We start from the raw sequence: 23618 nt of genomic DNA, 5'->3' as shown, positions 1-23618 counted from the left end.
GTTATCCTTTTAACTTGTTACAACCTAAAGAAAAATGTTTTCTTTTAAGATGATGAGTTTTTAGCTGACAGATGTTCCAAATGTATGGTAACATGCATTTCTCATTAAAAATTCTGTATTATTAATTAGAATCTTTCTAAATAATTTGCATGGTTAGTGTAAATTTCACACTTTTGCCTCATTATTAAGATTTAGTCTAAATTGAAGAAGCTATACACATCCTTATTATTCTTTTTTATTTGCTTCACTGCGCTGGCGCAAGTAAGAAATGTGGTTACCGGAAAAGTGGTCGACCCTCAGAACAAGCCTTTAGAACTTGTTAACATCAAAATTGTAGAAACCAACCAGTACGCAATAACTGATAAGAATGGTTTATTCAGGATAAATGGAACAGAAACCAACAACATTTTAACGTTGGAATTTTCGTACATCGGTTACCAGAAGTTAAGATTGCCTATAACAATCAAAGCGGGTGTAACCAATCTGGGCAACATTACTTTAAAGGTTTTGGATTTAAGTCTCGAAAATATCGAGATCAATGCTAAAAGGAATTACTCGGGTTCTACAAACTCCTCGTTGATTATTACCAGAGATTTGATTGAACAGACGCCTGCATTGAGTGTTAACGATTTGCTGAATCAAATTCCGAATAGAAAAATTCAGCCACCATCGTTACAGAATATTCAGAATTTAACCCTTCGATCTGTTTTTGAGCCTACTACATCGGGAAGAGATCCCTTTACGCTGAATAACTCATTCGGTGTTGCTATAATAATAGATGGAAATAACATTTCTAATAATGCCAATATGCAGGGTTACAATCCCGGTTTAAGAGGGCTTGGCAGTACAAGCGTTAGTAGCAATTCATTTGGGTTAACAGGTACAACATCTACAAGTTCTTACAGTGGAGATTTTGCTTATGGTGGTACCGATTTAAGGCAAATTCCAGCAGATAATATTGAGAGTATCGAAGTTATTGCAGGAGTACCCTCCGTAAAATATGGCGATCTATCTGATGGAGCCGTTATAATTGAAAGGCAGGCAGGTAAATCGCCGGCCTATGTACGTATGCAGGTTCGGGATAATGCAACATCTTATAATTTTTCTAAAGGATTTGTACTCAGTCCTAAATTGGGAAGTTTTAATGTAGGCGTAAACTATGTTAATTCTTACGCAGATAACAGAGATAAGATTAAAGCTTATAAGCGTATCAATACCAATGCAATGTGGACTAATAGCTTTGGAAAAGAAAAAAGGTTAAAGAATACCTTGAGTTTTGATTATGGCAGAAATTTGGATGGCATTAAAAAAGATGACGACGATCCCACAAGCAAAATATTAAATTTCAATAGTTGGAATTTGAGCTTAAGCAACCGTACAAGTTATAGTATTGGGGGTGATTTTATTAAAAATATAAGTTTAAACCTTCGTTATAGTAATTCACACCAACGCACTTATACAGAACAACTTGTAAATAGCCCATATATTTTATATAATAATGCGTCCGAAACGGGCTTTACCAACGGAATTTATGATAAAGGCGTTTATACTGCAGTAAGTGATGTAGATGGAAGGCCAGTAACTGCCTCAGCACAATTAGACTTAAATGGAGAATTTAGAACTGGAGAAATAAGACATAACTTAAACTTTGGCGGTAATTTTTCTTATGCAGCCAATAATGGACTCGGGAGGCTTTCAGACCCAAGCCGGGCAAGGCCTGGTTACAATACTACCGGAAACAGCTTATCAAGCGGTCCAAGTGAGCGATATTATGACTTTTCTCTTGCGTATGCACAAAAAGATTTTAGCTTATACACCGAAGATGTATTTACTTTAAAAATCAACAACCGCGATTTAAATTTTAGAGGCGGGTTGCGTTTAGATGGTCAAAATGGTTTTATAACTCTTTCTCCACGAACAAACATAAACTATCAGATCAGCGATGATTTTAGACTGGGCTTTGCCTATGGTCTTTCGGTAAAATCGCCTGGTTTAGCTCAAAGATATCCTGGGCCGACCTTTGTTGATGTTCCACTGATTAATGCCTATAATGGAAATGCTAACGAAAGTGCAAGTATTTTTTATGTCCAGCGTTTTGATCCTGATGGCAGCAAATTAAAACCATCAAAAGGACAGACTTTCGAACTTACCGGATTATATAAAATAAAAGATTACCAGTTATCTTTTTCATTATTCAATAAATTAAATACACAGGGATACAATACAGTTACCCAATATGATATTTTATCTCTGCCTCAATATACTGCCGTTTTTGTACCGGGCTCAAAACCTATCCTCACCCAAAATGGCGTAAAGAGGTTTCTGATTAACCATAATGAATTTAATAATGACCTTAAAACAGATAACCAGGGTTTCGATTTAATACTAAGCACCCCAAAGTATGAGGCAATATCTACTTCGTTTAACATAAGCGGGGGAATATACCGCTCGAATTATCAAGAAACTTCAGATCGAATTGGCAATACGATTTCTGATAACAACACTATACCTGATTATCCGGTTACAGGTGTTTATGCTCCTAGAAAACGAACCACATACTTTAGCTCTGGCAGGGTAACTTCATCAACACACATTCCTGCAATTAGCCTAATTGTGCAGTTGACAGCGGAATTTAGTTTCTTAAATAAAACACTTGTTAATGCTAACGATGGTGTACCAAAAGGATATTTTACACGTGATGTAAGATACATTGAAATCACAAATCCTGATCCAAATAGCACAGTTTATGGGCACTTATTTATACCTGAAAATGAACTTGTATCAGATAATCAATACCGGATTTATTCGAATTACCACTTAAGTCTCGCTAAAGAGATTAAGAAGAGGTTTAGGTTTGCTTTTAATGCCTATAATTTCTTGAACTACCAGCCCAGGTACCAAAAACCAGGCAGCAACACAGTCACATCACCCAACGGGGCACCAACATTTGGTATAGAATTATCCTTGAAACTTTAATCATCATGAAAAAGATATTATTAATTATAGTTATTGGGTTATTGTTTTCCTGCAAAAAAACACACCAGCCCGATGTTCTTCCAACTGACCTTAATGTAAAGGTTGCTTTTGACCTTGCCAACAGCGGTTATACATTCCCTGTTCTAAATATTACTGTTAGAATTAAAAGTTTAACCTCTGGAAGATACCTCTCGCTTACAACAAACGATAAGGGTTTAGGAACTTTTAATGATCTGCCCGCAGGAAGATATGATGTAGATGTGACCTATGCGATATCAGCTGCAGATTATACATCCATAACTGGAATCATTACAACAAAACCAGTGGTATTTAATGCAGCAGAAAAAAATAAGCTGGTTAATAAAGATAATAACGCACTACTAACACTTAATCTTAAAACCGGAGCTATTGGTAACTGGTTAGTGAAACAGGTATATTACGCAGGTTCTGACAGAACTTTAGGCGCACTTTACCGAGATCAGTTTATTGAAATCTATAACAATACAAATGAAACAATGTATGCCGATAGCTTATATATTTCTGAAATTTGGGGTAGGCAAAGTACAACTAATACAACTTATAATTTACAAGCCAATGGGCAATATGATTGGACTAAATCGCTAAACATGACATTTGCCAATGGGGATCCCAATACAGACTTCATTTATGCGAAAACGCTTTGTATGATCCCTGGAAATGGCACAACATATCCTGTAAAACCAGGGCAAAGTATTGTTTTGGCCCAAACTGCATTAAATCATAAATCGCCTTTTACCGGAACTGATGGCGTAACCATCTCAGTCCGCACCCCTGAGTTAACTGTCGATCTGAGCAAGGCAGATTTCGAAGCTTACTATGGTTCTTTTGTCCCAAGGCCATTAGATTCGGATATTGATAACCCACTTGTTCCTAATGTTGATGTGCTCTCTTATACAGGTACGGATATGATTTTGGACAATACCGGTAGAACAGGCATTGCCATTTTTAAAGTAGATAAAACACAGGATGTTAAAAACTGGCCAATGTATAATGAACCGAGTAAAACTACCCCATCATCAACGGCACGTAAGTATTATCAGATACCTTCAAAATATATAATTGATGCGATGGAAATCCAGCCAAATGTGGCTTCATCCAGATTGCCAAAGAAATTAGGAGCCGACCTTGACGCCGGATTTGCGTTTGTTCCTAAAGGTGCATATACATCTCAATCTGTTATCCGTAAAACGGAAAAGATAGAAAATGGAAGAGTAATACTAAAGGACACCAATAACTCCACAGAAGATTTCGACTTTCTAGATGTCGCTTTACCTAGGGCTTTTAAATAAAATACACCAAACGCATCATTTCGATTTACATGAAAAAACTCATCATCATATCAATAATTATATTAATGCCCGCTTCTCTGCTTTTTGCACAAACTAACGACGAGACTTCAAAAGCCCAATCATTAATAAGCAAAAGCTATTCGGTAGATTCGGCATTAATACAACTGTATCAATTTTCGAAAGAAAATCCATTGTTTATGGGAAAGATGATGCAAAATAAATTCAATACCCTTACCATTAAATATGATCTAAACAAGGGTCATTATATACCGGTTCAGGGTGCTTCTAAACTACAAGCACTAACGTTGTTTAGTGAGGGTAAAACAACCTTAGAAAAGTTTCATCTTTATGGAGCATTTAATTACCAAAGAAGTACTGAAGACAGTACACGATGGGCCCACCAATCAAGATTTAGCAATAGTTCTCCATATTATTTTGGCTCGATAAAGAACAACCACTACGAACGTTCGGTTTATAAAATTAATGCTGCGGTAAGCAGAACAATGATCGGCAATAACTTACCACTTTCTTTAGGATTAGATTATAGAATTGGAAATCATTTTAGCAATAACGATCCCCGTGGTGATGTAAAAGACTTTCAATTTAATATTAACCCTGCTATTGGATATCATATTTCGAAGCCCCTTTTAATTGGAGTTGGCTATCAATACGGATACGGACGTGAACAAATTGGTGTTGGATATAAAAACAGTTCCTACATCGAAAATACAGTGGGCGAAATTTTCACCAATTATTTAATGAGTGGGTATGGGGGGGCACAAATAGTTCAAGTTAAAAATTTATTAAGATACGATAACGATCAAAATCGTCAATATGTGAAAGTATTTGTTAATTACGCTGCCACACAAAATGACAATTTAATCTTGGCATTAAAGAAAGGAAAGGAAGTCCAGCTTTTTAAACGTAATTTAACTGACAATGTTGGCTTTGACGAGTTTTTGAATTATGAAATCAAACATTCGTCTGCAGATTTGATCTGGCATAAAAATACGGACAAAAATGAAATTAATTTTTCGCTAAACTACAGCTACGATGCAGGTGCCGGCTATGATTATGGACTTGCGGGTGTAAATTACATAAACGATCAAGAGTATTACGGTCTAAAATTATTCTACACGCTAAAAGGCAAAAATGGATTAATCAATAATTTAAATTTTGGGATTCAACATTCTGAAGATATTAAGCGCGATGGAAATTATGCTGTTGATATTTCTTATAGCAGAATTAATTTTAATGCAGGCTGGGGAATAAATAAACAATTGGATAAGGAACATAGCTTTGGCGCTGCATTATCAGCAAGTTATAGTCTAAAAACTTCATCAAATTTTTATGCACCAATTGAAACCGAAAATATATTCTACAATTATGTAATGTACCCCGATTATCAGTTCAACACCTCAAATAATTATGGAATTGGATTAACGGCTGATTATTTTTTTCCAACTTACAAAGGAATACAAACCTCAATCAAGGTTTCAGGAAACTATATCCAGAGGGTAGGCAACTATATTGATCTTCAAAGAACAACATTTAATACCCCCGGCAAAGACCGTTTTTCTTCCAATATCAGCTTAAACCTCTATTTTTAACCCATGAATAAAATTCTTGCCCTTCTTGCTTTAGCCCTTAACGGATTAATCCTATTTTCTTTTCAATCGGCCGATTTTAACGATGAGGATGAACTGAGTATTGATAGCCTGCGCAAAGTATATTCGAAACCTACTGATCAATGGCCAAAGCCTACGGTTGATAAAGATGCTGTTTTTCAGGAATTAGGCGAACTCCCATCCTCTCCGGTTGATTTAAAAAACGATTCGATAAAAAATGTAGTAGAGCTGGGTAAAATTTTATTTTTTGATCCACGGCTGTCGGGTTCGAATCAGATTTCGTGTTCGAGTTGCCATGCACCAGATTTACATTGGACAGATGGGCGTCAGGTTTCTGTTGGTCACGATCATTTAACCAATATCAGAAATGCACCATCACTGGAGAATGTTTGGTTTTACAAACGCCTGTTTTGGGATGGCAGGGCAAACAGTTTAGAAGAGCAGGCTGGCAGCCCGGTGGCGGCACATAACGAGATGCACCAGGACATGAAAGTTTTACCAAAAAAGCTCAGTAAAATTAAAGGTTATCAACCTTTTTTCACGGCTGCATTTGGCTCAAAAGAAATTACCAATAAAAGGATTTTCGAAAGTCTGGCTACTTTTCAGCGTAGCATTGTAAGCAGAAGAACTCCTTTCGACCGTTTCCTGGCGAAAGATAAAAAAGCGTTGACTGATCAACAATTAGTGGGCTTACATTTGTTCCGCACCAAAGCACGCTGCATTAATTGCCATAACGGACCATTTTTTACCGATAACGAATTCCATAACGATGGCCTAACCTATTATGGCCGCAAATATGAAGACTTAGGCTTATACAATGTAACCAAGAAACCAGAAGACGTAGGCAAGTTCAAAACCCCCGGACTGAGAAACGTTATGAAAACGGCTCCCTGGTTTCATAATGGTTTATTCCCAGATATGGATGGCGTAATGAACATGTATAATGTGGGCATGCCGGTACAACGCGTGAAACCGGAACAGGTAAATGATCCTTTACTACCTAAAAACGATAAGTTATTAAAAGGGTTAAAATTGAGTGTTGCAGAAAAAGATGCAGTTGTTGCCTTTTTAGAAGCATTATCTTCTCCTACGGTGCTTACCAGGGTAGCGCAATTGCCACAGTAATTTAGATTGGAGTGTGAGTTGGGCCTTTGGAGGCAATTAAACGACATTCAGTATAGGCCACAAAATTGCTTACCCTTCCTATACCTGTTGTTTACCCTTTCTCTATACCAAGATAACCCCAAGTTAACCCCTTAGTTACCTTTTCTTTACCTTCTGGTTACCTAAAAGGTAGAGCCAGGCGCTGCTTTGGGACTTTCTTGGGTGAGTCAGGGTCGATGCTGTCCGCCAGCAAGTACGAAGCGCACCCGATCAAAAATGGTCTTAAAATATATTCCTACCTGTTTTAAAAGAGCATAGATTTGATCCGTTAACATTTCATCTTAGTGAACAGTTATAATTTGCATTTGACAGTTAACCGATTCCAGCTATTGATTGGCCGTCAACAATCAAACAATCAGGCGATTCAACACAATTCATATCCATCACATCTTATCCGATTTCAACGGTTCCCCAAAAAAAATAGAGGCGTGTTCATCAAAAGCTGCAGGATCACCGCTGGTATAGAAATGTCGTTCGCCCTGTTTAGCTAGTTTTTCTTCGATCTCAGGATGTCGCTTTAAATAATCAGCTAAACTGTTGGATACAATCTCGCCTTGCGTTAAAACGCTTATATGGCCAGGGAATACCTTCTTCAGTTTAGGCATTAATAAAGGGTAGTGTGTACAAGCCAATAACACACAATCAATAGCTGCCGATTGGTTAAGTAATTGATCGCAATACTCATTTATAAAAAAGTCTGCACCAGATTGTAAGTGTTCGTTATTTTCGATCAGTGGCACCCACATTGGGCAGCTTTGTTGGTAAACCTTAATTTCAGGAAAAAATTTATTGATCTCTAAGAGATAAGATTGAGAATTAACCGTACCTCTCGTTCCCATTACACCTACCGATTTGGTGCTCGTATAACCATCAATTACTTCAGCCGTGGGCCTGATCACACCTAGCACTCTTCTATCAGGATACTTAGCAGGAAGATCTATTTGCTGGATCGTTCTAAGCGCTTTAGCTGACGCCGTATTACAGGCAAGAATAACCAAATGGCATCCTTTAGCAAAAAGCCATTCTACGCATTCTAAAGTATATTTATAAATGGTCTCGAAAGAATGGTCGCCATAGGGCGAACGGGCATTATCGCCCAAATAGATATAATTGTAATCGGGCAATTTATCAGCAATAGAACGGAAAACTGTTAAACCACCGTAACCTGAATCGAAAATACCTATTGGCGAAGCGTTTTGCATCTGTGCTGTTTGAAAGTTAGAAAGGTGTAAAGTTAGAATGTTTGTTGTAAAGTTGAAATGTTTTAGTATTGGTTAGAATGTTGTAAAGTTCAAATCTTTAGCACCTTTGAACAAAAAATTCCAACAAGAAAATCGTCATTTCGAGCGGAGTGCAACGTAGTCGAGAACCCGGAGGCTCAGCGAAGCTAAATCTATCAAGTATAGATCTCTCCATTCCGCGTTGCTCCAGTCGAGATGACGACAATCTAGATAAATCGGTGATTTGAAATCCTTCAAAAACAAAAAGCGGAACTAAGTTAAACTTAATTCCGCCTTATATTTTGAATTGGTAAGGAGATTTTGAACTCCGAACTTCCGCTTCAGAACTACTTTTTAGGTGCCGCTGGTTTTGCAGCAGTTGCAGTGATTCCTAATTTAGTTTTTACTGAAGCAGTAATATCATCACCACCATCCCAGAATACTAAATTGTTACCACCTTGTCCGTTTGCGATATCGAAAACGTAAGCTAAACCTTTTTCTTTAGCAACAGCAGAAATTGCAGTTGCAACTTTAGCCTGGATAGGTTGGAATAATTCACCTTGTTTAGTACCTATATCTTGCGACGCTTTAGTACGCGCATCAGTAATGCGTTTTTCTAAATCCTGTAATTCTTGACCCGCAGCCTGTAATTCTTTACCCACTGTTTCTTTGTTAGCCTCACTCAAAGTTTTTTGCTTAGCTTCTGCTGCAGCCATTTTACTTTGATATTCTTTGATCATTGCATCAATATCGGCTTGCTTTTGCTTACCTAAGGTTTCTAAAGTAGTTTGAGCTGATTTAGCCTCTGGTAAATTTGCAAATACCTCTTCAGAATTAATGTGACCCAATTTTTGTTGTGCACTTGCCATATTCGCTGTAAACAATAACCCTGCTGCTACAAAGAATACGTTAATTAACTTTCTCATCGTTTTATTTTACTTTTTTATTTTTTTCTAATTGTTTTTCTTCAAAAATCAGGGGCGAATATACTAATTATTTACAGTCCCTGGTTTATAACCTAATTTTACAATTACGTCATTACTAACATCGTAACTGCTGCTTGCATAAATCATCATTGTTGCTTCACTGCTCTTGTCGAAAATGAAGTCTAAATATTTAGATTTTGCAATCTGTTTAATAGCCTCGGCTACTTTATCCTGAATGGGTTTAATTAATTTTACCCTGCTTTGAAAAAGATCCCCATCTGGCCCAAACTTAGAACGTTGGAATTCTTTAGCCTGTTTTTCTTTTTCTATAATCTCGTTTTCACGGCGCTTGCGCATATCATCGGTTAACAAAACCTGATCGGCCTGATAAGCCTTGTACATCCTGTCTATTTCAGAAAAATTCTGATCTACCTGTTGCTGCCATTGTTTAGAGGCAACATCTAATTGACTTAGTGCCGATTTATATTCTGGTAAATGTTTCAAAATATACTCCGTGTCTACATAAGCAAACTTCTGTGCAAAGGCACCAAAAGAAGTGCAAAGCAGGAATGCGATAAAAAGATACTTCTTCATTTGTGTGTGTGTGTTAATGATATAGTTAATAACCTAAGCTTTCTTTAAACTCCTATTGCAATGATTTATTGCATAATTAGTTAAATTTTTGTTCTTTATCAATTAAAATCCACCTAATTGTTGTGCGATACTAAATGTAAAATTTTGCTTTCCTCCATCTGATAGTCCAGGTATGGTATCAAACGCATGTCCATAATCGATACCCAACAAACCAAATATAGGAAGGAAGATCCTTGCACCTACACCCACTGATCTTCTAACGTTAAAAGGATTAAAATCACCAAATCTGTTCCAGGTGTTACCAGCTTCTGCAAAGGCCAAAACGAAGGCTGTGGCTTGTTGGCTTGCAATAACAGGATAACGTGCCTCTAATACATATTTGGTATAAATTGGGCTACCTGATTGTTGCGCTACAGCCGGATCGGATCCATTCGGGATAACAGCATTGTTAGCATAACCACGCATCGCGATCAGCTCAGATCCCTGCAAGAAATCGAATCCCTGCATACCATCACCACCGAGTTTAAAACGCTCGAATGCTGATTGGCCAACTGCTTTGTTATATTGCCCCAAGAAACCAAACTGGGCCTGCGCTTTGATTACCAGGTTTCCGGCTACACGTTGATACCATTGTGAATCGAATTTCCATTTATGATATTCCGTAAAGCGATATTTCTCCCTATCTGATGCCGTTGCATAATTTGTTTTATTTAACAATGAAAATGGAGGGGTTGCCTGAACGGTGAAACGTAAGAATGATCCAGATTTAGGGAAGATCGGCGAATCTCTTGAATCGCGGCTAATCTCCTGTGATAAACTGATGTTGTAAGATGTTCCTGTATTGAATAAATATCCTGAATAGTTATTTAAGATGTACTGTTGCACACTAACCGCATGGCTTAACTGGAAATAGTTATCTGGCCAGTTTAATCTTCTACCCAAACTAACCGTTACACCATTTAAACGTATTTTTTGAAACTGCGCATTATCTGAACTTAATCCATTAGATTGTAATGAAGTAAATGCACTCACACCGAAACTTACCGGTTTCTCGCCACCAAACCAAGGTTGAGAGAAAGAGAAACTATATGATTGGTAATATTTACCGTTGGTTTGTCCACGTAAGCTTAATTTCTGCCCATCACCTTTTGGCAATGGTTTGTAAGCTTTTAAATTAAATAAGTTACGTAATGAAAAGTTATTGAAAGTTAAACCTAATGTACCAATGATACGGCCACCACCAAAACCACCTGATAGCTCAATCTGATCTGAAGGTTTCTCTTCTACAGCATATTCAATATCTACAGTGCCATCTGCCGGGTTAGGACGAGGTGTGGGTACAGTTTTAGACTCGTCGAAGTTACCCAATTGACCAATTTCGCGGATGGTACGGATTAAATCACTTTTGTTAAATTTCTGTCCGGGTTTGGTACGGATCTCACGTAAAACAACTTTATCGTTTGTGATGGTATTACCTTTTAAAGTAATGCGGTTGTTGGTATACTGTGGTCCTTCGTACATGCGTAATTCCACATCAACAGTATCGCCATAAATTTTGGTCTGTACCGGATCGATATTAAAAGTTAAATATCCATTATCGGTATACATACTGTTAATGTCGCCACCGTTTTCGCCACCGCCGTTTAATTTTTTATTTAATTTTTCTTCGCTAAAAACATCACCTTTTTCGATGGTTAATACTTTTTGCAAAATACTATCCGGATAAATGGCATTACCTGCCCAGGTAATATTACCGAAGTAATATTTTTTTCCTTCGTAAAGGTCCATCCTGATGTTAACCTTTTTCTTGTTGTGCTGGTAAATGGTATCTTTTAATAATTCGGCATCACGATAACCTTTCTCGTGCATTTTGGCAATCATTTTTACCTTGTTCTCTTCGTATTTCTCTTTCGCGAATTTTCCAGAGCCCCAAAAGCGCCACCAGGCAAATTGTTTAGGGGTTTTAAGGTATTTTCTAAGTTTTGCTGATTTAAAATCTTTGTTTCCGGTAAAATCAATATGCTGTACTTTAACACGGTGACCTTTATCGATATTTGCTTCTAATACCACGCTGTTTTCTGCATTCGGATCTTTACGTGTTTTATAATCGATCTGTGTGAAGAAGAACCCCTTATCTAACAAATACTTTTTAACGATGGCCGAAGTAGTATTGTATAAGTTATCGTTTACGATTTTACCTGTTTTATCGTTTAGCTTTTCCTGAATGGCCGTTTTTTCAGATTTACGGATACCTTTTAAATCGATAGAACTTAAACGCGGGCGCTCCACTACTTCAATTTCAAAATAAACCGAATCCTGTACAAATTTTTCGATGTTAAGTTTAACATCATCAAACAATCCCTGCGCCCAAAGCGTTTTAATCGCATCAGAAGTTGCCTCGCCAGGAAGCACGATTTTATCGCCTTTGGTTAGTTTAGATAAGGTAATTAATACTTCTTTATCTAAATATTGGGTTCCGGTTACCGTGGTACCACCAATGATATATTCTTTTGGACTAAAATAATCGAGATCTAAGCCACCAACCTTTAAAGAAGGGGTTACCGGTGCCTGACCTTGTGGACGTACTTGAGCGAAGGCCGGAGCGGCTAAAACTAGTAGGATTAAAACTTGAAATATTCTTTTCATTAAAATTAATTGTTCAGTAATGGCCAAAAGGTAACGATATTTTATAAAGCAAAATTTCTTTACGTTGTTCCCTTATTATGGTTTCATTTATCGTATAAAAGTGGTGCTAAGTTAGTTTAAACGCTTGTTAAAAAGTGTTAAAAGAAAAATTAGTTTAATTGTTCGCTAATTTTACCAAAACGGCGTTCGCGTTTTTGATAGTCTACAATGGCCTCGAAAAGATCTTCCCGTCTGAAATCCGGCCATAAAACATCAGTAAAATAAAACTCGGTATAAGCCATTTGCCAAAGCAGATAATTGCTGATACGGTGCTCGCCACTGGTCCTGATCATGAGTTCAGGATCGGGTATATTTACGGTTGTTAGTTTTGATGAAAACAGGTCTTCGTTTATATCATCCAAAGAAATGACATTGTCTTTCACTGCCGATGCGATTTTTTTGGCAGCCTCCAAAATCTCCCACTTTGCACTGTAGCTCAACGCTAATGTTAAAGTACATTTTTCGTTATGAGCAGTCTTTTCCATGGCTTCTTTTAAATCATCTATACATTCTTGAGGTAAAGATGCAATATTACCAATGGCATTCAGCTTAATATTGTTTTTATTAAGTGTTTCGGTTTCTTTGTTAATGGTAGAAATCAGAATCTGCATCAATGCATCTACCTCTTCTTTAGGCCTGTTCCAGTTTTCTGTAGAAAAAGCATACAAAGTGAGGTACTCGATACCTACTTCAACACAACCTTCTACAATGTCTTTTACAGAAAGTACACCTTGTTCATGTCCGAAAACCCGCACTTTACCCTGGCCTTTTGCCCATCTTCCATTACCATCCATGATTACGGCAATGTGCTTTGGCAGGCGGCTATAGTCTATTTGTTCTTTAAATCCCATTAATTATGTCAAAATCAGCTTAAAAGGAATAGCATTTTGAGGATACAAAGGTAAAAGATATGCCAACACTAACAAATAGATAAGTGTCCCTTTTTCGAAAATCGCCTCTTTGGGTACCCGCTTGTCCGATTTGGTAGCGTGAAGGATCGGATAAATTGACCTGATTTTGGCCATTTCCAACGATTACAGGATTAACCGGATAGCGGCCGCTTACATCGTCAATATAATCGGTTAGTGGTGTCCGGTAACCTAATTCAGTAAAAACACTCCAGGTATTTTTATAATTATACCTTAGCCCTAATCCATATGGGATAGTTAAAACAGCATTGTTGTAACCATTTTCCTGACCTTCGGTTCTGAGCCGATCTAACCGGTATCTTTCTCCATCAATTTTTACAGTAGGTTTAAAAACAACTAAACCAACACCTGTAAAAAGGTAAGGAGTGAATTGTCTGGTTCCGCCACCTATACTGAAGTTAAAAAAATTAAAATCGATGAGCCCGCTAAACTCGTGCATTGATGTTTTAAAACGGAGGTTTCTTTCACGGAACTGTTCGTTACTAGAGTTGGCATCATCTGCCTTAACCTGCCCGTAAGTATAATTTAAGCGAACGCCCAAATATTGGTTAAAATTACGTTTTACATAAGCACCGCCAGAGAGTCCGCTAATCTGCAATGGATTATTTTGATTGAGATCGCCCATGTAACCTGCTCCTCCACCCATTAGCCCAACTTCCCAGGTGCCTTCTTGCGCACGAAGAACTTGTGCGCTAAAGATAAAAAATAGGAGAATTAAGAGCGGTTTGGTTGGCGTCATACTTAGTAGTTACGGGTATCAATGCCCCATAATAATTTATTTCTTAACGTGTTTAAGTAGGTTTCATTGTTAAGGCGGATAAGATTTACACAAAAATCTGCCTTTTTTATGCTAATTTTTACTGAACGTTCTACGGTGACAGTTCGGCTATCGCAAGAAACCAGAAATTTTGATTCGCGTGCTTCTACCTCAAAAGAGAGTTTATTATCATCAGGTACAACCACCGGCCTTACATTTAAGTTATGCGGTGCAATAGGCGTAATTACAAAATTTTCAGAATCGGGATAAATTATCGGGCCACCGCAGCTTAATGAGTAAGCGGTTGATCCCGTCGGGGTTGCAATAATCAATCCATCGGCCCAATAAGAATTAATAAACTCATTGTTCATTGAGGCATGGATAATCATCATGGCAGAATTATCGCGGCGGTGAATGGTAATATCGTTCAGTGCAAAATTCTCTTCTCCAAACAGGCCATTATCCGATTCTAAAGTTAAAAGAGAACGGGAATCTAAGGTATATTCTCCGTTAATCAAGGCTTTTAGCGCTGATCCTATTTCATTTTTGTTGATGCTGGCCAGAAAACCCAACCGGCCAAAATTGATCCCGATTACGGGTATGCCCGAATTGCGGATTAACGATAAGGTATCCAGTAAGGTACCATCGCCTCCTAAGCTCAACAATACATCGGCAAGTTCTTTTAGTTCGCTATGGTTATGAAAAATAACTGTATTGGCCGGCAACTTAATTTTGCCATGAAGTGATGTTTTAAATTTTGAATATAAAACCGGCTGAATATGATGCTCGGCTAAATGATTAAAAACCTCTTGAACATAGGGCAAAACCGTATCATTAAAATCTCTCCCGTAAATTGCAATCCTCATAAAGTAGGTTTATACATTTAAATAGTTCATGAAAGAATCGTAACGCTCCTGCGACCCATCATCAATCTGCGTGTTATTGTATACCTCTTTAACCAGATAATCATATCTTTCGAAAGAAGCTACCAATGAAGTAATTTCTGTTTTATTTACTTTGAGCGTTACTTCTAAACGTGTAGAATTTTCGAAAGAATTTACGTAAGAAGAGAGCACCTGTGCATTGTCTGCTTCAACAATCTGTGCAATATGTGCCAGAGAATTATCGCGGTTACTGATCTCCAAAACGATAATTCCTCCAGGTTCGTTTACCGCATACTGTTCGGCCACGGCATTTACCATGTTATTGATCGAAATTAAACCCAGATAGTTTTTCTGTTGATCTAAAACCGGAACAGCTGTCAATTTTAACTGACTTAATAACCTGATTACATCATAAGTATGTACGTTACTCAACACGAAAACATTAAGGATGTTTACCGCACTATCGCTTAATAGTGTATCGTGATTATCAATATTTAGTAAATCATCTTCAGAAACCAAGCCCAATAAAGTTACCTCGTTAACAACCGGCAAATGCTTTAGTTTAAAATCGTTCATACGATCTAAAGCTTTCTGCACCGTGTCATCGACCCTTAGTGATGGAATTGCATCTGATATGATTTCTGCTGCAAACATTTATTTTAACAATATCCTATCTAAAAATTTCTCTAAAAATGCATTAAATATTTCCGGATGTTCCATCATAGGCGCATGCCCACATTTATCAACCCAGTTTAATTCCGAATTCGGCAACAATTCGTGAAATTCTTCTGCCACTTCTGGTGGCGTAACCTTATCATTTTTACCCCAGATTAAAGAAACCGGTATGGTAATTTTCGATAGTTCTTTAGCCATGTTATGGCGTATAGCCGATTTTGCCATGGTTAAAATCCTAATAACCCTCGATCTATCGTTAACTGTTTTAAAAACATCATCAACCAGTTCTTTGGTTGCGGTTGCAGGATCGTAAAAAGTAAACTCTACTTTTTCCTTAATGTAATCGTAGCTCTCTCTACGCGGGAAAGAACCTCCAAAAGCATTTTCGTATAAACCAGAGCTACCTGTTAGTACCAAGGCTTTAACAAACTCCTGATGGGCAACCGTAAATACCAAACCCACATGGCCACCAAGCGAATTACCAACAAGTACTACCTGGTTTAAATTTTTATATTTTAAAAAGCGATGAAGATATCTCGACAATGCTTTAACGCCCAATGTTAAAATAGGCAAATCGTAAATTGGTAAAATTGGAATAATTACACGATAGCGATCTTTAAACTGTTCTAGAACCAGTTCCCAATTGCTTAGTTCGCCCATTAGGCCATGTAGCAATACCAATGTTTCGCCTGTTCCAGCTTCGATGTATTTAAATCCGTCTTCTTCTATTATCGGGTAGGTCATATATATTCTAGATGGTATTGTGCTACTAAGTTAGTAGAGTAAAATTAAATTTATGCATTTCTATGCCATTTTTCTGAAATAAAATCGAAAACGGTATAAAAACGCCCTTTGTAAAGCGTTAAGCGACTAGCGACTAGCAATAAATGCGCTTTTAGCTTTAGTCTTTATGCTTTTAGCTTTAAAATTAAGCTAGTTTTTCTTTAACAATCTCAGCAATTAATTTACCATCGGCTTTACCTGCAAGTTCCTTATTTGCTATGCCCATTACCTTCCCCATATCCTTAACCGACGTAGCACCAGATTGTTTGATTACAGCTTCAATAATTGCAGCAACCTCTGCCCTATCTAACTGTTTTGGCAAAAACTGACTAATCACTTCAATTTCTTCTTCTTCTACCTGATACAAATCTTCGCGATTTTGCTGCTTGTAAATATCAGCAGATTCGCGGCGTTGTTTAATCAGTTTCTGAAGAATTTTAAGTTCAGTTTCTTCCGTAATTTCTTCTGAAGATCCTTTCTCTGTTTTAGCTAAAAGTAAAGCTGCCTTTATTGCTCTTAAACCTCTTAACTGTGCATTGTTTTTAGCCAACATGGCTTTTTTTATTTCCTGATCTATTGTGTTTGATATCATTTCTTTAATTGGTTAATCGTTTAAATTGGTTAACTGTTAAGTTAATTGTTTAATTGCAGGATTGCTAAATTGTTAACTGCAAATTGCCAACTGAAACTTTATACTCTATTTATAATTGTTGCTGTAGCCTGTGCAGTAGGCATAATCAGCATGTCGTTAATGTTAACATGTTTTGGCCTGCTTACTACATACCAAATGGCATCTGCGATATCGTCGGCAATTAACGGCTCCAGGTTTTCATATACTTTTTTCGCCCGGTCTTCATCACCTTTAAAGCGCACCACCGAAAATTCGGTTTCTACCATGCCCGGATTAATTTCGGTAACCTTTATGCCATGGGGCAATAAATCAATGCGCATACCTTTACTCAAAGCATCAACAGCATGTTTGCTGGCACAATATACGTTTCCATTTGGATAAACTTCTTTGCCGGCGATAGAACCAATGTTAATAATATGGCCGGATTGATTTGGTATCATCCAGTTGGAAACGATTTTGGTTACATAAAGCAAACCCTTTACATTCGTATCAATCATGGTGTCCCAATCGTTGGTATCACCTTTATCAATCGGATCTAAACCCTGGCTTAAACCTGCATTGTTAATCAAAACATCAATCTTTTTCCATTCGGCCGGCAAAACTTCTAAAGCAGCGGTAAGACTTTCTTTATCCCGAACATCGGCAAAAACCTGTTTGATGGTAATGGCATACTTGTCTTCTAAATGATGGGCAATTTTTGCCAACCGGTCTTCTCTGCGGGCCAATAATACCAGATTGTAACCTTGTTGGGCAAATGTATGCGCACAAGCTTCGCCAATACCAGAAGTTGCGCCTGTAATTAATGCGATTTTAGACATTTTTATGAATTTTAAGTCTCGGTAATGCTTTAAGATAACATCTTTGATTTACCTACACCAACAAAGGTAAGTTTTTTTGGATTGCAGGACTATTGAAAAATCAAACTGAATGTTAATTGACGTAATTTCAACTTATCTATTGGATTGGCATAAACCGTATTGTCGTGCTGAAGCAAATCGTTGGTCGAATAGGAGAGTTTTATTTCGGGCGACATTTTAAAATACTCGAAATAAATATCGAAACCAATCCCTGTTTCGTACGACAGGTAATTTCTTTGATTTTTTAAAAACTTATTTACCGGCGTTTCGCCTTCATCGAAGGTTTTCTTTTTCGAAGCTATATCTATCGAATATTTAGCGCCACCTAACCAATATACCCTAAAATTGTTCATCCGGTTCGACTTCACCTTCAGGCCTAATGGAAATTCGAACATGGTTGCCTGAACTTTTCTTTCAACCACGGTTTGAAAGTTTTTCGTTTGCCCATTACCTACGTTGATCGGCGCCATAGGTTCGTACTCGTAAGTTACTATCCTGTCGCTAAAAATAAGGGAGGGCGTTGCCCTGATATCGAAGTTATCAGAGATCATTCTGTTCATTACAAAACCCAAACCAAAACCTTGAGATGGAGGGCTAGAAATAGAATTTAATGTTGAGGTAACCGGAGTGCCCGAATTTGGATCGTAAGAAGGATCCAGTGAATTTAGCACCTCATAAAAGGGCGATCGCCAATTTTGCTTTTTAAGAATTTTGTATTCGGCTGAGATATACTGGAAATTAAAACCAAAACTCCAATCTTCATCATCTATTCCACCACCCCAATTTTGAGCAAAGGCGGTTGTAGAAATCATAAAAAGTGAAAGGATGAGGCTTAATTTTCTGATCATTTGGTTCCTACATATATCGAACTTATTCCAAACGTTAAAATTCTTTGTTTGGTACTTTTAAAGCCAACTTTTTCCATCAGGTTGGTAAAATCTTCTCCGTCGGGAAAAGCTGCTACCGATTCTGGCAGATAGGTATAAGCTCTGTGGTCTTTAGAAAATAGTTTTCCAAAGAAAGGCGTTACCTGTTTAAAATAAAAACTGTACAATTGTTTTACCGGAAAAACCTTTGGTTTCGAAAATTCCAGTATCACCATTTTTCCGTTGGGCTTTAATACCCTGTACATATCGGTTAATCCTTTTTCAAGATTTTCGAAATTACGCACACCATAAGCGCAGGTAATCGCATCAAAAGTATCATTTTCGAAATGCAGACCTTCAGAATCGCCTACCTGAACGGTAAAAACTTCGTTTAAACTACGCTCGTTAATTTTCTTCTTGGCTACTTCTAACATACCTTCCGAAATATCAACACCAATTACCTTTTCGGGATGAAGCTTTTTAATGGCTTCAAAGGCAAAATCGCCAGTTCCTGTAGCCACATCAAGCAAAGTTCTCGGGTGGATGGAAACCAGTTCTTTAATGGCTTTCTTACGCCATAATACATCTATTCCTAAAGAAAGAAAGTGGTTTAAAAAATCGTAAGTGCCCGAAATGTTATTAAACATGGTTGCAACCTGCTCCTTTTTAGTTGCATCTTCTACTTGGTATGGGGTAATATTCTGATTCATGATATGGGGCAAAGATAGATAAAAGAGTTTGCAGTTGGGAGTTTGCAGTTGGGAGTTTAGCGATTCCCTTAAACTTTACGAATTGCTGACGACGGTAGGTTTTTGACTCCACACTCCAAACGCCCAACTCAAAACTAATTGTTACCTTTGCACTATGATTATCAAAACGGCAACATTTGTTTGCAGCAACACCCAGATTTCGGCCCTACCGGCACCAACTATGCCCGAATATGCATTTATTGGCCGCTCTAACGTGGGTAAATCTTCATTAATCAATATGTTGGTTAATCAACATGGATTAGCCAAAACCTCTCAACGCCCGGGAAAAACACAGTTAATTAATCACTTTCTGATTAACGAAGCCTGGTACATTGTCGATTTACCGGGGTATGGCTATGCCAAGGTTTCTAAAACCAGCAGAGAGAAATGGGAGAAATTTATCCGCGCCTATATAACCAAAAGAGAAAGTTTACAATGCGTTTTTGTTTTGATAGACAGCCGTTTAGAGCCACAGGGAATTGATATAGAATTTTGCTATTGGTTAGGTGAAAAACAGATACCTTTTTCGTTGATTTTTACCAAAGCTGACAAACAGGGCATGACAACCACCCAGAAAAATGTAGCTGCCTTTAAGAAAAAATTAGGTGAGTTTTTCGAAGAGATCCCTGCCACCTTTATTTCCTCTGCCGAAAAAGGAACCGGAAAAGATGAGGTGCTGAATTTCATTTATGAGGTGAATAAAGATTTTGTTGTGCCAACAGATTATAAAAAGTTTTAACCGGCTTATTGGTTCATTGGCCATTAGTTCATTGGTCAATAGTCCATAGTCGATAGTTGAATTTGCTATCAACCATGAGCCATCACACCATTAACCAAAATAACAAATTAACCAGTTAACCGATTTATGCAGTTAACCCTTTCCAATAAATGAAAAAATACTTTTCACTCGTATTATTCGCCCACTCTGTTTTTGCGCTGCCATTTGCCATGATTGGTTTCTTTTTGGGCGTAACCACAACAGAAAACCCATTTTCCTGGTATAAACTGATTTTAGTTTTGCTTTGTATGGTTTTTGCCAGAAACTCGGCCATGGCTTTTAACCGTTACCTGGACAGAAATATTGATGCGAAAAATCCACGCACCAAAATGCGCGATATCCCTGCAGGTAAAGTTTCGGCAAACGAAGCGCTGATTTTCGTAATTGCCAATTGTGTACTTTTCGCCATTACCACCTACTTTATCAATCCACTTTGTTTCTATCTGTCGCCAGTAGCTTTGTTTGTAGTTTTGTTTTATAGCTACACCAAAAGATTTACGGCGCTATGCCATTTAGTATTGGGCTTAGGCCTGGCGCTTGCTCCTATCGGCGCTTACATTGCCGTAACCGGACATTTCGCCTTGGTTCCTGTGCTTTACTCCTTAACCGTATTGTTCTGGGTAAGTGGATTTGATATTATATACGCATTACAGGATGAAGAATTTGACCGGGAAGAAAAATTACATTCCATCCCATCGGCACTTGGCATTAAAAATGCTTTGAATGTTTCGGTGCTGTTGCATATACTCTCGGCTACCTGTGTTATTTTGCCTGTGTTTTTTACTTCCTTTAGCTGGGTTTATTATGTAGGTATTGTGTTTTTCTGTTCGATGTTGATTTATCAGCACTTATTGGTAAAACCAAATGATATCAGCAAAGTAAACAGGGCGTTTCAAACCTTAAATGGTTATGCATCGGTAGTATTTGCAATATGCTTTTTAATAGATGCGTATTTGAGACATAAATAAAATGAGTGAAGGCCGAATGAGAGAATGATAGAATGTTTAACATTCACTAATTCCATTCTCTAATTCAATCCTTCCAACATTCAATAACTTAAATAAAATGAGTAAAGGCCGAATGAGAGAATGATTGAATTTTGAATGAGAGAATATAGCATTACGCCTTAAACCATTCACCCCTTCAATCATTCAAATATTCAATAATTAACTATTATGATAACAAAGAAACCTAGAACATATATTCCACAGGAACTAAACATTACCTGGGAAAATTTAGAACCACTTTTTACCGAACTGCAAAACCGCGAAATAACCAACACCGCTGAGTTAGAGCACTGGTTAAAAGACCGCTCGGAGCTTGAAGCCGCTTTAGAAGAAGATTTTGCCTGGAGGTATATTAAAATGAGTTGCGATACCGCAAATGAAGAACTGGTTAAAAACTTTCAATATTTTGCGACTGAAATAGAACCGAAAATTTCTCCATTTGCCAACGAATTGAACAAAAAATTTGTTGAAAGTCCTTTTATGAATGACCTGGACAAAGAAAAATATTTTGTTTACAGCCGTGCGATTAAAAAAGCATTAGAGCTTTACCGCGACGAGAATATTGAGCTGTTTACCGAATTGCAGGTGAAACAACAAAAATATCAAAGCATTACAGGCGCCATGAGTGTTGAGCTAAATGGCAAGGAATATACTTTGGAGCAAGCCTCGATCTTTATCAAAGATTTAAACCACGAGGTACGCGAAAATGCATGGAAAACGATTCAACAACGCCGCTTGATTGATAAAGATGATTTAAACGTGTTGTTTGATGAACTGATTAAACTGCGTAATCAGGTTGCCTTAAATGCAGGTTTTGAAAACTACCGCGATTACATGTTCCAGGCTTTAGGCCGTTTCGATTATACCCCACAAGACTGTTACGATTTTGCCAATGCTATTGAAAAAGAAATCGTACCGATTTTAAAAGAGCAGGCCGAAAAACGCCGGGATGCTTTAGGACTAGAAGTATTAAAGCCTTGGGATTTAGAAGTAAGCATTGGTGGCAAACCAGCTTTGAAACCTTTTAACAACGGCGAAGAACTGATTGATAAAAGTATTGCCTGCTTTAATGCCATTGATGAAAAGTTAGGCTCAAAATTGGCAACCATGAAAGCCAATAACCTTTTTGATGTAGAGAGCAGAAAGGGTAAAGCGCCAGGTGGTTACAATTACCCATTGGCTGAAACCGGAGCCCCGTTTATCTTCATGAATTCGGCAAATTCGTTACGCGATTTAACCACAATGGTTCACGAAGGAGGCCATGCGGTACATACTTTTTTAACCGCAGATTTAGAATTAAACGATTTTAAACATTGTCCTTCTGAAGTTGCTGAACTCGCATCTATGAGTATGGAACTTATCTCTATGGATAACTGGGATGTTTATTTCGACAACGAAGAAGATTTAAACCGCGCTAAAAAAGAACAGTTGGCCGATGTTTTGAAAACTTTACCATGGGTTGCTGTAATTGATCAGTTTCAGCACTGGATTTACACCAACCCGGACCATACTGCAGCTGACCGTGAAGAAACTTTTAAGCAGATTTTTAACCGTTTTGGCGCTGGTTTTGCCGATTGGACAGATTTAGAACAACAATTTGGAAATGGCTGGCAAAAACAACTGCATTTATTCGAAGTTCCGTTTTACTATATTGAGTATGCAATTGCCCAGTTAGGTGCCATTGCTGTTTGGAAAAATTACAAAGAAAATCCAGAAAAGGCTTTGGAGCAATATTTGGCAGCACTTTCATTAGGTTACACCAAACCAATGAACGAAATATATGAAACCGCAGGAATTAAATTTGATTTCAGTGCAGAATATGTAAAAGAACTGGCAAGTTTTGTAAAAACAGAACTGGAAAAACTGGGATAAGGAAAGGTGGAAGGTTGTAAGGCTTTTCCACTCAATAGTACATAAATAAGGTCGTGGCATTTTGCCACGACTTTTTTTGCTTTTATGAACCACAGATAAAAAGGATGAACACAGATCAATGCTGGTTCTGGTCTTGATGTCTTTATCTGGTCTTAGCGTCTCCAATGCTATTAAGTTAAGGGTTTTTGGATTTTGAGATAGTTTTTTTTAGTATATTTATATACAATCAAAAAAGATACATGAGTTTAATTTCCAGCAATATTTCCAAGGAGAAACATATCGTTTCTCCTAAAAAAAACATGTGATTTT

The 23618-nt window shown here is 37.6% G+C and carries 20 protein-coding genes; 7 read left to right on the top strand and 13 right to left on the bottom strand.

All coding sequences use genetic code 11. The annotated features are described in order from the left end of the window. Positions 1-201 precede the first annotated feature (201 nt). From LQ227_RS24305 to LQ227_RS24290, 4 genes are read left to right on the top strand one after another with little or no spacing between them, the layout of a single operon-like run. A complete protein-coding gene (locus LQ227_RS24305; protein ID WP_230151639.1) occupies positions 202-2976 on the top strand; it encodes a carboxypeptidase-like regulatory domain-containing protein in 2775 nt (924 codons plus the stop codon). Between the two features lie 5 nt (positions 2977-2981). Next, entirely contained in the window at positions 2982-4304 is a 1323-nt protein-coding gene (locus LQ227_RS24300; protein WP_230146497.1) for a DUF4876 domain-containing protein, read from the top strand. Between the two features lie 29 nt (positions 4305-4333). Next, positions 4334-5914, top strand: coding sequence for a DUF6850 family outer membrane beta-barrel protein (locus tag LQ227_RS24295; protein WP_230146714.1), 1581 nt, complete (start codon positions 4334-4336; stop codon positions 5912-5914). 3 nt (positions 5915-5917) lie between these two features. After that, positions 5918-7057 (top strand): cytochrome-c peroxidase, encoded by a 1140-nt coding sequence (locus LQ227_RS24290; protein WP_230146499.1) that lies wholly within the window; start codon positions 5918-5920, stop codon positions 7055-7057. Positions 7058-7479: 422 nt separating this feature from the next. Here LQ227_RS24290 and murI read toward each other — a convergent pair whose 3' ends face one another. The 13 genes from murI to ubiE all read right to left on the bottom strand — a co-directional run bounded on the left by murI (position 7480) and on the right by ubiE (position 19613). Further along, the gene (gene murI / locus LQ227_RS24285; protein ID WP_230146500.1) at positions 7480-8298 is read right to left on the bottom strand and encodes a glutamate racemase; all 819 of its coding nucleotides are present in this window, start codon (positions 8296-8298) and stop codon (positions 7480-7482) included. 365 nt (positions 8299-8663) lie between these two features. After that, entirely contained in the window at positions 8664-9242 is a 579-nt protein-coding gene (locus tag LQ227_RS24280; RefSeq protein WP_230146501.1) for an OmpH family outer membrane protein, read from the bottom strand. Positions 9243-9305: 63 nt separating this feature from the next. After that, complete coding sequence (locus tag LQ227_RS24275) at positions 9306-9836, bottom strand: OmpH family outer membrane protein (protein WP_121283542.1); 531 nt, start codon at positions 9834-9836, stop codon at positions 9306-9308. A gap of 102 nt (positions 9837-9938) precedes the next feature. Continuing rightward, entirely contained in the window at positions 9939-12482 is a 2544-nt protein-coding gene (gene bamA, locus LQ227_RS24270; protein WP_215131232.1) for an outer membrane protein assembly factor BamA, read from the bottom strand. 149 nt (positions 12483-12631) lie between these two features. Next, on the bottom strand, positions 12632-13372 hold the full coding sequence (locus tag LQ227_RS24265) for an isoprenyl transferase (RefSeq protein WP_230146502.1): 741 nt from the start codon (positions 13370-13372) through the stop codon (positions 12632-12634). Positions 13373-13391: 19 nt separating this feature from the next. Beyond that, positions 13392-14189 (bottom strand): DUF6089 family protein, encoded by a 798-nt coding sequence (locus LQ227_RS24260; RefSeq protein ID WP_230151637.1) that lies wholly within the window; start codon positions 14187-14189, stop codon positions 13392-13394. A gap of 2 nt (positions 14190-14191) precedes the next feature. Continuing rightward, positions 14192-15073, bottom strand: a complete 882-nt coding sequence (locus LQ227_RS24255) for an NAD kinase (protein ID WP_057932773.1) — start codon at positions 15071-15073, stop codon at positions 14192-14194. Between the two features lie 9 nt (positions 15074-15082). Beyond that, positions 15083-15745, bottom strand: coding sequence for a CBS domain-containing protein (locus LQ227_RS24250; protein ID WP_230151634.1), 663 nt, complete (start codon positions 15743-15745; stop codon positions 15083-15085). Then, positions 15746-16510: an alpha/beta fold hydrolase gene (locus LQ227_RS24245; RefSeq protein WP_230151625.1), complete on the bottom strand. Its 765-nt coding sequence runs from the start codon at positions 16508-16510 to the stop codon at positions 15746-15748. A gap of 184 nt (positions 16511-16694) precedes the next feature. Then, complete coding sequence (locus LQ227_RS24240) at positions 16695-17141, bottom strand: GatB/YqeY domain-containing protein (protein WP_230151622.1); 447 nt, start codon at positions 17139-17141, stop codon at positions 16695-16697. Between the two features lie 98 nt (positions 17142-17239). Next, on the bottom strand, positions 17240-17998 hold the full coding sequence (locus tag LQ227_RS24235; protein ID WP_230146506.1) for an SDR family oxidoreductase: 759 nt from the start codon (positions 17996-17998) through the stop codon (positions 17240-17242). A gap of 89 nt (positions 17999-18087) precedes the next feature. Further along, on the bottom strand, positions 18088-18885 hold the full coding sequence (locus LQ227_RS24230) for an outer membrane beta-barrel protein (RefSeq protein WP_230151618.1): 798 nt from the start codon (positions 18883-18885) through the stop codon (positions 18088-18090). Then, on the bottom strand, positions 18882-19613 hold the full coding sequence (gene ubiE / locus LQ227_RS24225; protein WP_215131244.1) for a bifunctional demethylmenaquinone methyltransferase/2-methoxy-6-polyprenyl-1,4-benzoquinol methylase UbiE: 732 nt from the start codon (positions 19611-19613) through the stop codon (positions 18882-18884). The genes LQ227_RS24230 and ubiE overlap by 4 nt, the downstream gene beginning before the upstream one ends. Positions 19614-19767: 154 nt before the next feature. On the opposite strand from ubiE, the gene yihA reads away from it, so the two are divergent. The 3 genes from yihA to LQ227_RS24210 all read left to right on the top strand — a co-directional run bounded on the left by yihA (position 19768) and on the right by LQ227_RS24210 (position 23309). Beyond that, the gene (gene yihA / locus LQ227_RS24220) at positions 19768-20391 is read left to right on the top strand and encodes a ribosome biogenesis GTP-binding protein YihA/YsxC (RefSeq protein ID WP_029274081.1); all 624 of its coding nucleotides are present in this window, start codon (positions 19768-19770) and stop codon (positions 20389-20391) included. A 149-nt stretch (positions 20392-20540) separates the two neighbouring features. Beyond that, positions 20541-21398, top strand: a complete 858-nt coding sequence (locus LQ227_RS24215; protein WP_029274080.1) for a UbiA-like polyprenyltransferase — start codon at positions 20541-20543, stop codon at positions 21396-21398. Positions 21399-21605: 207 nt separating this feature from the next. Beyond that, entirely contained in the window at positions 21606-23309 is a 1704-nt protein-coding gene (locus LQ227_RS24210) for a M3 family oligoendopeptidase (RefSeq protein ID WP_230151615.1), read from the top strand. Positions 23310-23618 lie beyond the last annotated feature (309 nt).

Source organism: Pedobacter sp. Bi27, assembly GCF_918698255.1.
Taxonomy (GTDB): Bacteria; Bacteroidota; Bacteroidia; order Sphingobacteriales; family Sphingobacteriaceae; genus Pedobacter.
The sequence above is the reverse complement of the archived record's forward strand: the minus strand, read 5'-3'. Positions and strand labels throughout refer to the sequence as shown.

Excerpts from the sequence above, each read along its gene's own strand:
- LQ227_RS24300 (WP_230146497.1), top strand. The coding sequence starts at position 2,982 with ATGAAAAAGATATTATTAATTATAGTTATTGGGTTATTGTTTTCCTGC.
- LQ227_RS24295 (WP_230146714.1), top strand. The coding sequence starts at position 4,334 with ATGAAAAAACTCATCATCATATCAATAATTATATTAATGCCCGCTTCT.
- LQ227_RS24290 (WP_230146499.1), top strand. The coding sequence starts at position 5,918 with ATGAATAAAATTCTTGCCCTTCTTGCTTTAGCCCTTAACGGATTAATC.
- murI (WP_230146500.1), bottom strand. The coding sequence starts at position 8,298 with ATGCAAAACGCTTCGCCAATAGGTATTTTCGATTCAGGTTACGGTGGT.
- LQ227_RS24280 (WP_230146501.1), bottom strand. The coding sequence starts at position 9,242 with ATGAGAAAGTTAATTAACGTATTCTTTGTAGCAGCAGGGTTATTGTTT.
- LQ227_RS24275 (WP_121283542.1), bottom strand. The coding sequence starts at position 9,836 with ATGAAGAAGTATCTTTTTATCGCATTCCTGCTTTGCACTTCTTTTGGT.
- bamA (WP_215131232.1), bottom strand. The coding sequence starts at position 12,482 with ATGAAAAGAATATTTCAAGTTTTAATCCTACTAGTTTTAGCCGCTCCG.
- LQ227_RS24265 (WP_230146502.1), bottom strand. The coding sequence starts at position 13,372 with ATGGGATTTAAAGAACAAATAGACTATAGCCGCCTGCCAAAGCACATT.
- LQ227_RS24260 (WP_230151637.1), bottom strand. The coding sequence starts at position 14,189 with ATGACGCCAACCAAACCGCTCTTAATTCTCCTATTTTTTATCTTTAGC.
- LQ227_RS24255 (WP_057932773.1), bottom strand. The coding sequence starts at position 15,073 with ATGAGGATTGCAATTTACGGGAGAGATTTTAATGATACGGTTTTGCCC.
- LQ227_RS24250 (WP_230151634.1), bottom strand. The coding sequence starts at position 15,745 with ATGTTTGCAGCAGAAATCATATCAGATGCAATTCCATCACTAAGGGTC.
- LQ227_RS24245 (WP_230151625.1), bottom strand. The coding sequence starts at position 16,510 with ATGACCTACCCGATAATAGAAGAAGACGGATTTAAATACATCGAAGCT.
- LQ227_RS24240 (WP_230151622.1), bottom strand. The coding sequence starts at position 17,141 with ATGATATCAAACACAATAGATCAGGAAATAAAAAAAGCCATGTTGGCT.
- LQ227_RS24235 (WP_230146506.1), bottom strand. The coding sequence starts at position 17,998 with ATGTCTAAAATCGCATTAATTACAGGCGCAACTTCTGGTATTGGCGAA.
- LQ227_RS24230 (WP_230151618.1), bottom strand. The coding sequence starts at position 18,885 with ATGATCAGAAAATTAAGCCTCATCCTTTCACTTTTTATGATTTCTACA.
- ubiE (WP_215131244.1), bottom strand. The coding sequence starts at position 19,613 with ATGAATCAGAATATTACCCCATACCAAGTAGAAGATGCAACTAAAAAG.
- yihA (WP_029274081.1), top strand. The coding sequence starts at position 19,768 with ATGATTATCAAAACGGCAACATTTGTTTGCAGCAACACCCAGATTTCG.
- LQ227_RS24215 (WP_029274080.1), top strand. The coding sequence starts at position 20,541 with ATGAAAAAATACTTTTCACTCGTATTATTCGCCCACTCTGTTTTTGCG.
- LQ227_RS24210 (WP_230151615.1), top strand. The coding sequence starts at position 21,606 with ATGATAACAAAGAAACCTAGAACATATATTCCACAGGAACTAAACATT.